This window comes from Massilia eurypsychrophila (genome assembly GCF_002760655.1).
GTDB lineage: Bacteria > Pseudomonadota > Gammaproteobacteria > Burkholderiales > Burkholderiaceae_D > JAFCUW01.
This window is the reverse complement of record NZ_PDOC01000026.1, coordinates 13,665-27,348: the sequence shown is the minus strand read 5'-3', so window position 1 is coordinate 27,348 and position 13,684 is coordinate 13,665. Positions and strand designations below refer to the sequence as shown.

The window sequence follows — 13,684 nt, the reverse complement described above, 5'->3', positions numbered from 1 at the left end:
TCAGCCTTTCCTGCCGAGGATGCGCAGGTTAATCAGTGAAAACACCAGCGTGATCGCGAACAGCACCACGCCGATCGCCGACGCGTAGCCCATCTCGAAGTCCTCGAACGCCGACTGGTAGATATAAAACACCAGCGTCTTGCTCGAGTCGAGCGGCCCGCCCTGCGTCATCACGTAGACTTCCTCGAACACCTTCATGGCGGAGATCGACGACATCACCGTCACCACCGCCACCGACGGGCGCAGTAGCGGGATGGTGATGTGCCATGTCTGCTGCCAGGCGCTGACGCCCTCGACTTCGGCCACTTCGTACAGGTGGCGCGGGATCGACTGCAGGCCGGCCAGGTAGATGACCATGTAGTAGCCCATGCCGCTCCATACCGTCACCGCCATCACGCTGAACAGGGCGTTATTCGGATCGGTCAGGAAGGCCACCGGATTGTCGGTGATGCCGCTGGCGATCAAGAGGTAATTGAGGATGCCCTTTTCTTCGTAGACCCATTTCCAGATTAAGCCGCTGATGACCAGCGAGGTGATGGCCGGCAGGTACAGGGCCGCGCGGAACAAGGTAATGCCGGGGATGGCGCGGTTGACCAGCAGCGCGAGGAAGATCGGCAGCAGCACCAGCGCCGGCACCACCACGATCAGGTACAGCAAGGTATTGCGTAGCGCCGACCAGAAGAACGGGTCGCGCCACAGCGCGCGGTAGTTGGCCAGGCCGACCCACGACGGCGAGGTGATCATGTTGAAGTCGGTAAAACTGAGCATGATCGCTTCGAGCGCCGGATAAATGACGAACATGCCAAGGATCGAGCAGGCGGGAATCAGGAACAGGTAGGGCAGCATCGGATGGTCGAGCCGGCGGCGGAACAGTGTCATGCGCGCGCCTCTACCGATTGCCACGCCAGGCGCGCCGCGCCGATGACGCCGGCGTCGCTGCCGAGGATGGCGGGCGCCAGGCGCGGACCGCCGCCCAGGCCAGCCAACCGCGCTTCGAGCTCACTCCACCAGTGCGCGCGGCTGTCGATGACGCCGCCGCCGATGATCAGCAGTGTTGGATCCAGCATCCAGTAGATGTTATGCAGCGTCATCGCCAGGTAATCGAGCCAGGCAGACAGCGCGGCGGCAGCTGCTGCTTCGCCGGCGCCGGCGCGCGCCAGCACGGCGGGGCCGTCGGCCTCGGCGTGCGCCAGTTCGCGATACAAGTTGGACAAACCGGTGCCCGAGACCAGGCTGTCGAGCGTAACCGCGCCGCCGTTGTGCTGCACGAGCGTGCGGCCGAAGTGGCCGGCGATGAAATGCGCGCCGGCCAACAGGCGCCCGTCGACGGCGATGGCGCCGCCCAGGCCTGTGCCGAGGGCGAGCATGACAACCGCGCCGCGCACGCCGGCCAGCGCCTCATTGCGCCACAGTTCACCGGCAAGGGCGCTGTGGACATCGTTGGCGCAGGCGACGGGCACGCCGAAGCACGTGGCGCAGGCATCTGCCAGGCGCTGGCCTTTCCAGCCCGGCATGACGTCGGTGGCGTCGGCCACCACGCCGGCGCGCGGATCGATCACGCCGGCGGCCGAGACACCGACTGCCACCAGGTCATGGCCGCGGCGCTCGATGCCATCCATGCAGGCGATCATGTCGGCCAGCACGGCAGCGCCGCCGCGCGCCGGCTCGCTCGGGCGGCGCGCCGACGCCAGCACGGCGCCAGTGGCGTCAACCAGCGCAGCGGCGATCTTGGTGCCGCCGACATCGACGGCCAGGCACACGCGGCTCATCGCGCGCACCCGAGCACGGCCTGCCACTCGCGGCCGACATCGGCCAGCGCCTGCGGCGCCGTCTTCGCCCCCAGCATCGCCGACTGCAGGTTGCGCGCATAACTGATGCGCAGCTTGCTGTACTTGCGCAGCGGCGGCACCAGCACTTCGCCGCGGCGCACCTGCTCGACCGACAGCTGGCGCGCCCGGTTCAGCAAAGGGTCGGCCAGCGGCTGGCGGAAAAACGCGTCGTCGTAGCTGGCCGACGTCGACGGCAGCACCGGCACGCGCCTGGCCAGCTCGGTCTGGTTTTGTGGGTTGGTGAGGAACTGGGCGAAGGCAAAAGCGGCCGGCTTGACGGCCGAGCGCTCCATCACTGCCACGTTCATCGCCGCGATGCTGGCCGGCCCGCCGCCGGCGCCGATCTGGCCGGCCACGCCGATCTGGCTGTACATGCCGGGATTGCTGTTCTTTATATAGCCGAGGAACTGCATGCCGGTGCTGACCATCGCCACCTGGCCCGACAAGAACATCTCGACGGCCTTGCGGTGGCCTTCGGTGACGACGTTCTTCGGCACCAGGCCATCCTGGTACAGGCTGCGGTAGACGTTGAACACGCGTTCGCCGCCGGCGGTAATGAAGCCGGCACGGCAGCCGCTGGCGTCGAGCAACGGATTGCCCATCGCGACGAGCGCCTCGAGCGGACTGCTGGCGTCGAGCGCGGGGAAATAGGCGTAGCTGCCGCTGCGCGCCTTGAGCTGGCGTGCAGCGCCGAGCAGTTCGTCGAGGTTGGCCGGCACGGCGACGCCGGCCTTGTCCAGCATCGGACGGTTATATAACGTCACGTTGGTGTTGAGGTACCAGGGCAGGGCGAAGGTTTTGCCATCGAGGCGGTTGGCGCGCCACACGGCAGGCAGGAAGGCGGCCACCTGGTCGGCCGACAGATAAGCTTCCGGCTGGGCCAGCGCGCCGAATTCGGCCAGCTTGGCGGCAAACTGGGGATTGAGGTTGACGACGTCGGGCGCCGATTTCGCCGCCAGCGCGGCGAGCGTCTTACGCTCCATTTCGGCCCACGGCACGTCGGTCCAGCGGATCGTCACGCTCGGATGGGCTTTTTCGAACGCGGCGATCACGCCAAGCACGTAGGCATCGTTGAAGGGCGACAGCTGCATGGTCCAGAACTGGACGGTCTGGCGCTGCGACGTCGCCGCTGCCGCTGGACATGTGATGGCGGCGGCGATGAGCAGCATGGCGCCGGCGCGCAGGCAAGACTCGGCAGCTGGGAAACGTCGCTTGAACATGGGCCTGAACGCGTGGCTGAAGTGGATAAAAGGCGGAGAAGGAACCGCATGCAGGCGCCGACTGGATCAATAATATACCAATGGTATAATTTTATGCAGGATTTTTTTCCGGCGAACGAGAAAATTCCATTTTTTGCAAAAATTGCCGATTAATTCTCGCCCAATGGTCTAGTTTAATCAAAATGTCGGTGATAGAATGGACCAGACATATCAGCCCAACCATCATCAGCCATGACGGCGTCCCGCCGGGAGAGCAAACAAGTGGACAAAGCGGAAAAGCCAGCCGACAAACCGGACCGCGCGCAAAAGCGCGACATGCTCAAGCAGAACCTGCTTGGCCTGATCCAGCAAAACGGCGAGGGCGTGCGTCTGCCGTCCGAGCGCGAGCTGAGCGAACGACTTGGCGTGGCGCGCGAAACGCTGCGGCGCAGCCTGCGCGAGCTGGAAAAGGACGGCCTGCTGCAGCGTAAGCAAGGCGCCGGCACCTTCGTCTCCGGCCAGGCGCTGGTCAAGCAGTTCCAGCTGATCTCGTTTTCCGAAGACATGCGCGAACGCGGCCTGACGCCGTCGAGCGAAGTGCTGTCGACCCGCATCGTCAAGGTCGGCGCCAAGCTGGCGCAGAAACTGAAGATGGTGCCAGGCGCGCCGGCTTACGAAATTCGGCGCCTGCGCTTCGCCAACGACGAGCCGATGGCGCTCGAAACGGTGTTTCTCGTCAAGGACGCCTTGCCCGATTTCGATCCGAGCCTGCTGGCGACCCATTCTTTGTATGAACTGATCGAACGCAATTACAACCTGCATATCAAGTCCGCCACGCAGCAGATTCACGCGACCGTGCTCAATGAAGACGAGGCCGACCTGCTCGACGTCGCGCCGTTCAGCCCGGCCCTGCTGGTCGAACGCCAGGTCACCACCAGCAACGGCCAGATCTTCGAATACGGCAAGAGCCTGTACCGCGCGGACCGCTATCGCTTCGAGGTGAGCGTGCTGCGCCCGGCCGCAGGCAGCGACAACGACGAGGCGGCGCCATGACGCGTCGCCGCGCGTTCGATACGCTCGCTGCACTGGACCGCCAGATGGCCGCACGGCTGGTGGTGTCGTGCCAGCCGATCGACGATGGCCCGCTCGACCGGCATGACATCGTTGCCCGCTTTGCGATGGCGGCGGTGGTCGGCGGCGCCGGCGCCATCCGCATCGAAGGCGCGGAGCGGCTAGCCGCCGTGCGCTCCCAAGTGAACGTGCCGATCATCGGCATCGTCAAGTACGACCTTGACGATTCGCCCGTGCGCATCACGCCCTTCATCGCCGACGTCGATGCGCTGATCGCCGCCGGCGCCGACATCGTCGCCGTCGACGCCACCGCGCGCCCACGTCCGGTGGCGCTGGCCGATCTGCTGGCGGCGATCCGCGCAGGCGGCGCCTGGGCGATGGCCGATTGCTCGTGCGAGGAGGACGCTCTGGCCGCGCACGCGCTCGGCTTCGACATCATCGGCACCACCTTGTCCGGCTACACTGGCGGCGCTGTTCCCGATGCCGCCGACTTCGATCTGATCGCCGCATTGGCCGCGCAAGTACCGCGGGTGATGGCCGAAGGTCGCATCCATACCCCGGCCGACGTTGTGCTGGCGCGCGCAGCCGGCGCCTGGGCCGTCACCGTCGGCACGGCGATTACCCGCACCGAACTGGTGACGCAGTGGTTTGCCGCCGCCATGACCGCTGCGCCGGCGCACGCCTCACCGGCGCGCTAAGTCAGGTCACTGAGCATCGGCAGGGCGTCGAAGGCGCCGTAAAGGCCGCAGGCGAACGCGCCGCAGCGCGCGGCGAACATGATGTGCGCTGCCAGCAGCGTGGCGTCGCCGAGCGTGGCCGGCAGGTCGTCCGGCCCGGCGCCGGTGGCGGCCAGGCGCGTCAGCAGTCCAGCGACGAAGGCGTCGCCGGCGGCAGTGCTGTCGACGACGGCGACAGGCTGCAGCGGATGCGCCGTCCAGCCGCCGCCGCGCAAGCGCGTGCGCACCGGCTGGGCGCCGTCGGTGACGACGATGATCGCCGTCACGCCAGCGAAGCAGTGTGCGCACAGGGCTTCATCGTCCGATTCGGCGCTTGCATCGGCGTCGCCGCCGGCCAGCCAGCGCCACTCTTCCGCGCTCAGTTTTAACAGGTGGGCGCGCGGCAGCAGGGCATGCACACGCGCCCGGCTGCCGGCGCGCTCGCTGCCGGCCTGCCACAACGAAGGACGCCAGTTGACGTCGAAACTGATCGGGCAGGTGGCGGTGGCCGCATGGTCGAGCAGCGCCAGCGTGGCGCCGCGCACCGGTTCATCGGTCAGGCTGTTCGAGCACAGGTGCAGCCAGGGCGCGTCGGCCAGCGCGGCGCCGTCGATGTCGGCCGTGGTAAACAGCAGGTCGGCCGCAGGCGGGCGGTAGAAGCCGAAACTGCGCTCGCCATCGGCCGCCAGCGATACCACCGCCAAGGCCGTGTTGGCATCGTGCGTAGTGCGCGCGTAGCGCATGTCGACACCGTTGCCGGTCATGGCGTCGTGCAGGAAGCGGCCGAACGCGTCGGTCGAGAGCATGCCCATGAAGCTGGCGGCGCCGCCAAGGCGGGCGAAGCCGACCGCCACGTTGGCCGGCGCGCCGCCGGCGTTGCGGTGGTATAGCGCACCGTCGGCCGGGTCCTGCAGCAGGTCGATCAGCACTTCGCCGAACGCCAGCAACGCCTTCGGGGCGCGCGTCATGCGCGGCCCTGCCGGCGCAGCGACTCGAGCACTTCGGCGCAGGCGCCATACGTGTGGTAATCGGTTTTGCCGGCCGGGCTCTTTTCGTCGCCGTACTTGCGGTTGTTCTCGTCGAGGATGCGGTACCAGGCGCCGTAGCGATGGTCGACCAGGTGCGTCCAGCTGTACTGCCACAAGCGGTCGTACCAGCCGTCGAAGCCTTGACCGGGGAATTGTTCGTCTAGCAGCGCAGCGGCGGCCAGGCTTTCGGCCTGGACCCAGAAGTACTTGTCGCTGTCGCAGATGCTGGCGTCGGCAGCGAAGCCGTAGTACAGGCCTCCGCGCTCGCTATCCCAGGCGGTGGTCACCGCGCGCTCGAACAGCATCTTCGCGCGCGCGGCCATCGCCGCGTCGGGACGGTAGCGGTGCAAGGTGAGCAGCAGCTTGCTCCACTCGGTCTGGTGGCCAGGCTGGAAGCCCCATGGGCGGAACAGGTGGCGCGGATCGTCGCGGTTGTAGTCCCAGTCGACGCGCCAGTTGCTGTCGTAGTGTTCCCAGACCAGGCCATCCGATTGTGCGGCCAGGCCGGCGGTGACGCCGTCGGCGATGCGCACGGCGCGCGTCAGGTAGGCTTCGTCGCCGCTCGCTTCGAAGGCGCTGATCAGCGCTTCGCAGCCGTGCATGTTGGCGTTCTGGCCGCGGTACGGCGACAAGGTGGTGAAGGTGGCGTCGTATTCGTCGGCCAGCAGGCCGTGCTGCTCGGACCAGAAGCGCTCGACCAATAAGGCGTTGGCGCGCGCCAGCCCTTCGGCGGCGCCGGCCACGCCGGCCTTCAGCGCTTCGGCGTAGGCGAGGATGACGAACGCCAGGCCGTAGCAATGGTTGGTGGCGTCGACTGGCTTGCCGTCTTCAAGCAGCCAGGCGTAGCCGCCGGTGGCGCTTTGCCAGTGGACCTGCTCGATAAAATCGAGGCCGTGGCGCACCAGCTCCAGGTAGTCGGCCCGCTGCCAGTGGCGCGCCGCGCGCGCGTAGTTGACGACGAAGCGCGTGCTGCTGACGAGGTGGCGCGTGCGGCGGTCGTAGACGCTACCGTCGTCGCGGAAGAAATGGAAGAAGCCGCCGGCAGGATCGACGCAACGGCCGTCGTAGAACGCCATGATGTCGCGCATGTGCTGGTCAAGGAAGGCGGTGCTGGCGAAATCGGGCATGGTAGGAATCAGGGTCATGGCGTCGGCAAGTGGGTCGGAACGAAAAAAGCATTTCATTTTTCTGATCCAATGGTACTATTATTTTGCACCAAAGGTCTAGTTTATCAAAAAGGAATCTATGCCAACTGTAAGTCGTGGTACGGCGCCGCAGCGCCCGAGCCATTCGTTGAAGCTGGCGCATGCCGCCTTGACGCTGGCCGTGACGCTGGCGTTGCCGGCGCTGGCCGGCGCCGCGCCTGCCACCCTTTCCACCCCTGCCGCAGAGGTGCGCGGCACCTGGGTCACCACCACGGCGAACGGCGCCATCGCGTCGCCTGCCGCCAGCGCCGCCACCATGCGGCGCCTGCGCGACATCGGCCTGAACACCGTGTACGTCGAGAGTTGGAAGAACGGCTACACCCAGTTCCCGTCGGACGTACTGGAAAAAACCATCGGCGTGCGCCAGCGCCCGGCGCCGATGCCGCAGGATCCGAGCGACACGCTGGCGCAGCGCCAGGCCCCGGCGCGCGACCTGCTGCAGGAGACCCTGATCGAGGCGCACCGCAACGGCCTCATTTATGTCTCCTGGTTCGAGTACGGCTTCATGGCCGCCTATAAAGACACGATAAACCATCTGCGCCGACAAAAGCCGGAGTGGCTCAGTCGCGACATCGCCGGCAATGAAGTGGCGCCGAACGGCTTTGTATGGATGAACCCACTGCACCCCGAGGCGCGCCGCTTCCTGCTCGATCTGGTGCTCGAGGCAGTCGACAAGTACGACATCGACGGCATCCAGCTCGACGACCGCATCGTCTGGCCGTATGTGACGATGGGCTATGACGACTACACGCGCAAAGTGTACGCCGGCGAGCACGATGGACGCCAGCCGCCGGACGACTTTCGCGACGCCGAATGGATGCGCTGGCGCGCCGACAAGGTCGACGCCTTTGCGCAGCAGTTCGTGCGCGAACTGCGCGCGCGCCGCCCAAGCCTGCTCATTTCGCTCAGTCCGGCCGTGCATCCGTGGGCGTGGGAGCACTACCTGCTCGACTGGCCGCGCTGGAGCGGCTGGAGCGCCGGCGGCAGCGCCGGCACCGCCAGCGCGCCACGCTGGGACGAGTTCATCCCGCAGGCCTACCGCAATAGCTACGCCGCGTTTGCCCAGACCTGGCGCGACCAGGCGGCAGCAGTGCGCGCCACCGGTGGCGACCGCCAGCGCGACCTGGTAGCCGGCATCCGCATCGTCGGAGACGGCCCGGATTCGAGCTGGGACCAGCTGCGCCAGTCGATCGAACTGACCCGCAGCATGGGCAACGGCGGGCACGTGCTGTGGTACAGCCGCGGTGTGACCGATCTGTATGCAGGCCAGTTGACCGCCTTCTATCGCGATAGCGGCGCTGCGGCGCACCCGTTTTTCGGCCCGCGCTGGCGCCAGCCGTCGGTGCCGCTGCAGCAGTTGCACGCTCGCGCCAACGCCAGCCGGGAAGGATCGGTGCAGTGGCGCGTGCCAGCCATGCCGGCCGGACGCTACCGGCTGATTGGCCACGACGGCCAGGCGTGGCGCTCGCTCGACCTGCTGGCGGCGGGGGTGCGCCAGGTGCGCCTGCCAGGCCGCTACACGCAGGTCGAGCTGTTGCGGGAAAGACGCGGCGAGCGGCCCGTCAGAATGTTCACACAGCAATGATGGGCAAGTGGTCTATATTCTGTTTGACTAATTAGACCAGTTGGATTATTTTGTATGCAGCGATAACAATAAACTCATGGAGACCTGGATGAACGTACAAAAGACACCGATGGCCGCGGCGATTTCCCTGGCGCTGCTCGCGCTGACCAGCCAGGCGCTGGCGCAGAGCACCGAGGGGCCGGCGATGCAGACGGTGGAAGTGACGGGGCTGCGCGCTTCGCTGCAAAAATCGATGGCGGTGAAGAAGAACGCCGACACCAATATCGAGGTCGTCACGGCCGAAGACATCGGCAAGATGCCCGACAAGAACATCGCCGATTCGCTCGCGCGCCTGTCCGGCGTCAACATCACCTACAATTCGGCGCTGGCGTTCGATGAAGCCGAGCGCATCGCCATTCGCGGCACGCCGCCGTTCCTCAACCTGACCACGCTGAACGGCCACTCGCTCAGCTCGGGCGACTGGTACATCGGCGACCAGAACACCAACACGCGCGGCATCAGCTTCGGCATGCTGCCGTCGCAGCTGATCGGCCAGGCGATCGTCTACAAGAACGGCCGCGCCGACATCGTCGAAGGCGGCATCGCCGGCACGGTCGACATCATCACCCGCCGCCCGCTCGACCAGAAGAAGAACTTCATCGGCGAAGTGAGCGCCGGCGTGGCTTACTCGACGCTCGCGCGCAAGACCGATCCGCAATTGAGCGCGCTGATCAACTGGAAGAACGAGGCCAACACCTTCGGCGTGCTGGTCCAGGCCTTCAGCGAAGATCGCCACCTGCGCCGCGACGGCCAGGAAAACTTCGGCCAGGGCCTGTACCTGAACACCCAGGCGGCGGCCGATCCGGCCCGCGGCGGCGATCTCGCGCTCAAGGGCAAGCGCGTGCCGAGCCAGCTCAATTCGGCCTTCTTCGAAGGCGTGCGCAAGCGCAAGGGCGGCTACGTCGGGCTGCAATTCAAGCCAACGAGCCAGCTCGACGTCAACATCAATGTGTTCGACTCCTCGCTCACGGCCGACAACTACAACACGTCGGCATTTGCCGAACTGGCCACGATCGTCAACAACGGCGCCCTGATCAAGGGCTACACCATCGCCGGCGACGTCATCACCGCCGGCACGCTGGTGCCGAATCCGACGCGCAAGGACGGCAACACGCTGCAGTTCGCCCACCAGGCGCGCACCGGCGCCAGGTCGACCGCCGCGTACCAGGACATCGACATCAAATGGAAAGCGACGCCGAGCTTGACCTTCAGCGGCAAGCTCGGCGCGACCAAGGGCACCGGCGCCACGGCCGGCCAGCCGGGCGCGCTGTACGAGATCTTCGACAAGGGCGTCAGCTACAAGCTCAACGACAACGGCCGCGAGCCGGCCGACTGGAACGTCATCGGCACCGACCTGACCAAGCTGCAGAACTACCGCCTGCTGCCGAACGTCGGCGGCGCCATCTACACGCTCGACAAGGAAGACTACGCCCACGCCGACGGCCAGCTGCGCCTGGAACAGGGTGCGCTGACCACGCTCAAGTTCGGCGTGCGCGCCAGTTCGCACACCAACGACAAGATCACCGTCAACGGCCAGTACAAGCTGCCGGGCCTGGGCGCCGGCGGTTCGTCGCAGGCCGACATGGACAAGTTCTATCCATTTGCGACCTGGGCCGTCCCGTCGACCAGCTTCCCGTCCGACTATGCCGGCGACCTGTCGGGCAACTTCCCGCGCAACCTGCCGCGTTACGACACCGACACCCTGATCGCCTGGGGCAACGCCAACATCAATTACGACCCGGTGCTGAACAAGAACTGGGGCTCGAGCGCGACCGTCACGGAAAAGAACCGCGCGGCCTACATCGCCCAGGACTTCGAGCAAGGTCGCTTCAGCGGCAATGTCGGCGTGCGCTGGGTGGAGACCGACGTGCGCTCGGACTTCTACCGAGCCCTCAACAACGGCGCGCTGGCCTGCCCGGCAATGGCGACCAGTTGCGTGCCCGGCAGCGGCACGCTGATCGGCCAGGGCGCCATCACCAGTTCACGCCTGTCGGGCTACCTGCCGGTGACGGTGTCGAACGTCTACCGCGACTGGCTGCCGAGCTTGAACCTGCGCTGGGATTTCAACGACGGCCTGATCGGACGCGTGTCCGCCTCGCGCACGCTCGGGCGGCCCAACTTCAGCCAGCTGGCCGGCTCGCTGTCGGGCGTCAACGACACCACTTTGACGGCGTCGGCCGGCAACCCTTACCTCAAGCCGATCATCGCCAACAACGTCGACGCTTCGCTCGGCTGGTACTACGCACCGCGCGCTTACGTGGCCGGTTCCATTTTCAGCCAGCGCATCCACAACTATGTCAAGCCGGGCACGTCGATCCAGAGTTTGTTCAACATTACCAAGTTCGCCGCCACCAAGGACGCGACAACGTCGTTCTCGGACTACTCGGTATCGTCGTCGAACGGCAAGAGCGCCAAGCTGAGCGGAGTCGAACTGTCGGTCGAGCAGCCGGTCGGCATGGGTTTCGGCGTGCTGGGCAACCTCACCTACGTCAACAGCAAAGACGAGGACGGCATCGAAATGGTGTACACCTCGAAGTACACCTACAACCTGCGCGGCTACTACGAGGACGAAAAATTCAGCGCCAGCCTGGCGTGGAACTACCGTACCCGTTACGCCATCGGCTTTAGCGGCAACGGCGTCGACCAAGTCAACCCGACCACGCTGGTGCGCATCGGCGCCAACTACGCCGCCGCCCAGGGCACGTTGTCGGCATCGGCGACCTACAAGCTGTCGAACACGCTGTCGCTGACGGTCGACGCCAACAACCTGCTGAACCCGGTGCGCCGCTACTACGCCATCACCGAGGAAATGCCGCTCGGTTACTACGCCAATGGCCGCCAGGTGTTCGTCAGCCTCAAGGCGAAGTTCTGACGGCAGGCAGGGTGCCGGCGAGGGCGCTGACATATCTGCCGGCGCCCTCGACCGACAGGTGGACGCGTCGAGCAGCATGGCGCTGTTGCTCAGCGCTTCGCCGGCTACCAGGCGCAAGCGATGGTCGCCGGCAGCGCGGCGGCGCGCTACCACTGCAGCAAGGGCGCCGCGCAGTTGAGCGAGTACGGCGCCTTCGCGCCGGCCGGATTTGCCGTGCTGGCCAGCGGCGTGATGGCGACAATCAGCGCGCCTGGCTGGGCGCGCCGCAAGCGTGCCGGCAAGGCTTCGAAGCGCCACACCGTGTCGGCCAAGGTGCCTGCGTGCCAATACCAATCGTTGAAACCGAGCGCTACGCTGACGATGTCGGCGCGGCGCCCGGCCAGTTCGCCGGCCAGCCCCGGCCCGATCGGCGCAGAATGCGTACGTCATGAACGGTCACCTCAATCTACTTTCGCGTGCACGCACGCCATCTTCCGTGGAGTCTTTATGTTGGTCGCCCGTCGCCTGGTTCGCCGCTTGCTATTGCCGGCCGCGCTGATCGCCCTGACCCTCGCACTGCCGTCGCGCGCCGATGAATTTGCCGACGCGGCCGGCGTGCGTTACCAGGTCAAGCCCGACCTGGTCTACGGCACGGCGTCCGGCCAGCAGCTCAAGCTCGACTTGTACCTGCACCGCGCGGCGGCGAAAGGGCGCGCGCCGGCGCCGCTGCTGGTGTATTTTCACGGCGGCGGCTGGGTCGATGGACGCAAGGAGAACGCCGCCTTCATGCTGTTGCCTTACCTGGCAATGGGCTGGTCGGTGGCCAACGTCGAATACCGCCTGGCAAAGGTGGCCCCGGCGCCGGCAGCGGTCGAGGACGTGCGCTGCGCGCTGCGCTGGCTGCGCGCCAACGCGGCCGCGCACGGCGCCGACGCCAGCACGATGGTGGTGGCCGGCGACTCAGCCGGCGGCCACCTCGCGCTGATGGCCGCGCTGCTGCCGGCCGGCTCGCCGTTCGAGCGCGCCTGTCCGACGCCGGACGCGACGCGCTGGAACAGTGGCGCCGAGCCGGCGATGAACGTGGCGGCGGTGGTCAACTGGTTCGGCATCGGCGACGTCGAGGCGATGCTCGATGGCCCGCAGCAACGCCACTACGCCATCGAATGGTTCGGCAGCAACAGCGAGCGCGAGGCGCTGGCGCGCCAACTCTCGCCGCTGCGGCTGGTGCGCGCCGGCTTGCCGCCGGTCATCAGCGTGCACGGCAAGCGCGATCCCGTGGTGCCCTACAGCCAGGCCGAAACGCTGCACGCGGCCCTTGATGGCGCCGGCGTGCCGAACCGGCTCGTGACGATCGAGACGGGCAACCACGGCGGCTTTTCCGCCGCCGAAGCGCAGGCGGCGAATGCGGCCATCCGCCAGTTCCTGCGCCAGCAGGGCCTGCCGGTGGCGCCGTGAGGGCAACGGCGTCCGAAACCGGCCGGCGCCTTCGCTGGCGCCTTTGCTGCCATTGCCGCTGCCGCGTCATTGCCGTCAGCGCCCGGCACGCTCGGGCGATTGCTTCAAGTTCGCGGCGGCGCGCTTGTTGGCCTCCGTGATGGTCCAGAAATAGACGGTGCGCCCGTCCACCGATTCAGTCTTTTGCGGCGGCCATTCCTCGCCCATGTCGAACGCGTGCGACACCACGCGGGTGCCGACCTTGAGCTGCTTCCACAGTTGTGGGCGCAGTTCGCGGTTGATGCTGTCGAGCAGATACAGCGTCACCACGGTCGCGTTCGACAAGTCGGCCTTGAACAGATCGCCCGCGACGAACTTGACCTGGCGGTCGACGCCGGCCTTGCGGGCGTTGGCGCGCGCTTCGGCGATGCGCACCGGATCGAGGTCGATGCCGATGCCTTGCACGCCGTAGCGCTTGGCCGCGGTGATGACGATGCGGCCGTCGCCGCTGCCAAGGTCGTACAGGACGTCATTTTTCTTGACGTCGGCCAGGCTCAGCATGCGGTCGACGACCGGCTGCGGCGTCGGCACAAACGGTACGTCGAGGCGCGGGCGCTGGTCGGCGGCGGCGGCGCCGACGACGAGGAAAACGCACAGGACCTGGCTGAGAAAGCGGGGCAGATTGATCAAGCGGGGACCGAGGCGCGAAGGGGACATGGGCTTCTCC

Annotated in this window: 11 protein-coding genes; 5 read left to right on the top strand and 6 right to left on the bottom strand. The window is 66.6% G+C overall.

What is annotated here, in order from left to right:
* Genes CR105_RS24140 through CR105_RS24130 form a run of 3 tightly spaced genes read right to left on the bottom strand, consistent with a single transcriptional unit; the run spans window position 1 to window position 3,049 of the window.
* Complete coding sequence (locus CR105_RS24140) at window positions 1–879, bottom strand: carbohydrate ABC transporter permease (protein ID WP_099793000.1); 879 nt, start codon at window positions 877–879, stop codon at window positions 1–3.
* Entirely contained in the window at window positions 876–1,769 is an 894-nt protein-coding gene (locus tag CR105_RS24135; protein WP_131021770.1) for an ROK family protein, read from the bottom strand. The genes CR105_RS24140 and CR105_RS24135 overlap by 4 nt, the downstream gene beginning before the upstream one ends.
* Window positions 1,766–3,049, bottom strand: coding sequence for an ABC transporter substrate-binding protein (locus CR105_RS24130; RefSeq protein WP_099792996.1), 1,284 nt, complete (start codon window positions 3,047–3,049; stop codon window positions 1,766–1,768). The genes CR105_RS24135 and CR105_RS24130 overlap by 4 nt, the downstream gene beginning before the upstream one ends.
* A gap of 261 nt (window positions 3,050–3,310) precedes the next feature.
* Between CR105_RS24130 and CR105_RS24125 the strand changes: the two genes are divergently transcribed.
* Together CR105_RS24125 and CR105_RS24120 are read left to right on the top strand one after the other, a co-directional pair.
* Window positions 3,311–4,081 (top strand): GntR family transcriptional regulator, encoded by a 771-nt coding sequence (locus tag CR105_RS24125; RefSeq protein ID WP_180288300.1) that lies wholly within the window; start codon window positions 3,311–3,313, stop codon window positions 4,079–4,081.
* Window positions 4,078–4,797: an N-acetylmannosamine-6-phosphate 2-epimerase gene (locus CR105_RS24120; RefSeq protein WP_099792992.1), complete on the top strand. Its 720-nt coding sequence runs from the start codon at window positions 4,078–4,080 to the stop codon at window positions 4,795–4,797. Before CR105_RS24125 ends, CR105_RS24120 begins: the two co-directional genes overlap by 4 nt.
* On the opposite strand, the gene CR105_RS24115 is transcribed toward CR105_RS24120, so the two are convergent.
* Window positions 4,794–5,783 (bottom strand): carbohydrate kinase family protein, encoded by a 990-nt coding sequence (locus CR105_RS24115; RefSeq protein WP_099792990.1) that lies wholly within the window; start codon window positions 5,781–5,783, stop codon window positions 4,794–4,796. The genes CR105_RS24120 and CR105_RS24115 overlap by 4 nt on opposite strands.
* Window positions 5,780–6,988 (bottom strand): AGE family epimerase/isomerase, encoded by a 1,209-nt coding sequence (locus CR105_RS24110; protein ID WP_099792988.1) that lies wholly within the window; start codon window positions 6,986–6,988, stop codon window positions 5,780–5,782. The genes CR105_RS24115 and CR105_RS24110 overlap by 4 nt, the downstream gene beginning before the upstream one ends.
* Before the next feature lie 100 nt (window positions 6,989–7,088).
* On the opposite strand from CR105_RS24110, the gene CR105_RS24105 reads away from it, so the two are divergent.
* From CR105_RS24105 to CR105_RS24095, 3 genes are all read left to right on the top strand, one after another.
* Window positions 7,089–8,633 carry a glycoside hydrolase family 10-like protein gene (locus CR105_RS24105; protein ID WP_099792986.1) on the top strand — a complete coding sequence of 515 codons (1,545 nt, stop codon included), beginning with the start codon at window positions 7,089–7,091 and terminating at the stop codon, window positions 8,631–8,633.
* Between the two features lie 88 nt (window positions 8,634–8,721).
* Window positions 8,722–11,544, top strand: a complete 2,823-nt coding sequence (locus CR105_RS24100) for a TonB-dependent receptor (RefSeq protein WP_180288299.1) — start codon at window positions 8,722–8,724, stop codon at window positions 11,542–11,544.
* Window positions 11,545–11,664: 120 nt separating this feature from the next.
* Window positions 11,665–12,978: an alpha/beta hydrolase gene (locus tag CR105_RS24095; RefSeq protein ID WP_229414102.1), complete on the top strand. Its 1,314-nt coding sequence runs from the start codon at window positions 11,665–11,667 to the stop codon at window positions 12,976–12,978.
* Between the two features lie 75 nt (window positions 12,979–13,053).
* Here CR105_RS24095 and CR105_RS24090 read toward each other — a convergent pair whose 3' ends face one another.
* A complete protein-coding gene (locus CR105_RS24090) occupies window positions 13,054–13,674 on the bottom strand; it encodes an SAM-dependent methyltransferase (protein WP_099792982.1) in 621 nt (206 codons plus the stop codon).
* Window positions 13,675–13,684 lie beyond the last annotated feature (10 nt).

Coding starts and splice junctions, on each gene's coding strand:
- CR105_RS24140 (WP_099793000.1), bottom strand. CDS start 879: ATGACACTGTTCCGCCGCCGGCTCGACCATCCGATGCTGCCCTACCTG.
- CR105_RS24135 (WP_131021770.1), bottom strand. CDS start 1,769: ATGAGCCGCGTGTGCCTGGCCGTCGATGTCGGCGGCACCAAGATCGCC.
- CR105_RS24130 (WP_099792996.1), bottom strand. CDS start 3,049: ATGTTCAAGCGACGTTTCCCAGCTGCCGAGTCTTGCCTGCGCGCCGGC.
- CR105_RS24120 (WP_099792992.1), top strand. CDS start 4,078: ATGACGCGTCGCCGCGCGTTCGATACGCTCGCTGCACTGGACCGCCAG.
- CR105_RS24115 (WP_099792990.1), bottom strand. CDS start 5,783: ATGACGCGCGCCCCGAAGGCGTTGCTGGCGTTCGGCGAAGTGCTGATC.
- CR105_RS24110 (WP_099792988.1), bottom strand. CDS start 6,988: ATGACCCTGATTCCTACCATGCCCGATTTCGCCAGCACCGCCTTCCTT.
- CR105_RS24105 (WP_099792986.1), top strand. CDS start 7,089: ATGCCAACTGTAAGTCGTGGTACGGCGCCGCAGCGCCCGAGCCATTCG.
- CR105_RS24100 (WP_180288299.1), top strand. CDS start 8,722: ATGAACGTACAAAAGACACCGATGGCCGCGGCGATTTCCCTGGCGCTG.
- CR105_RS24095 (WP_229414102.1), top strand. CDS start 11,665: ATGGTCGCCGGCAGCGCGGCGGCGCGCTACCACTGCAGCAAGGGCGCC.
- CR105_RS24090 (WP_099792982.1), bottom strand. CDS start 13,674: ATGTCCCCTTCGCGCCTCGGTCCCCGCTTGATCAATCTGCCCCGCTTT.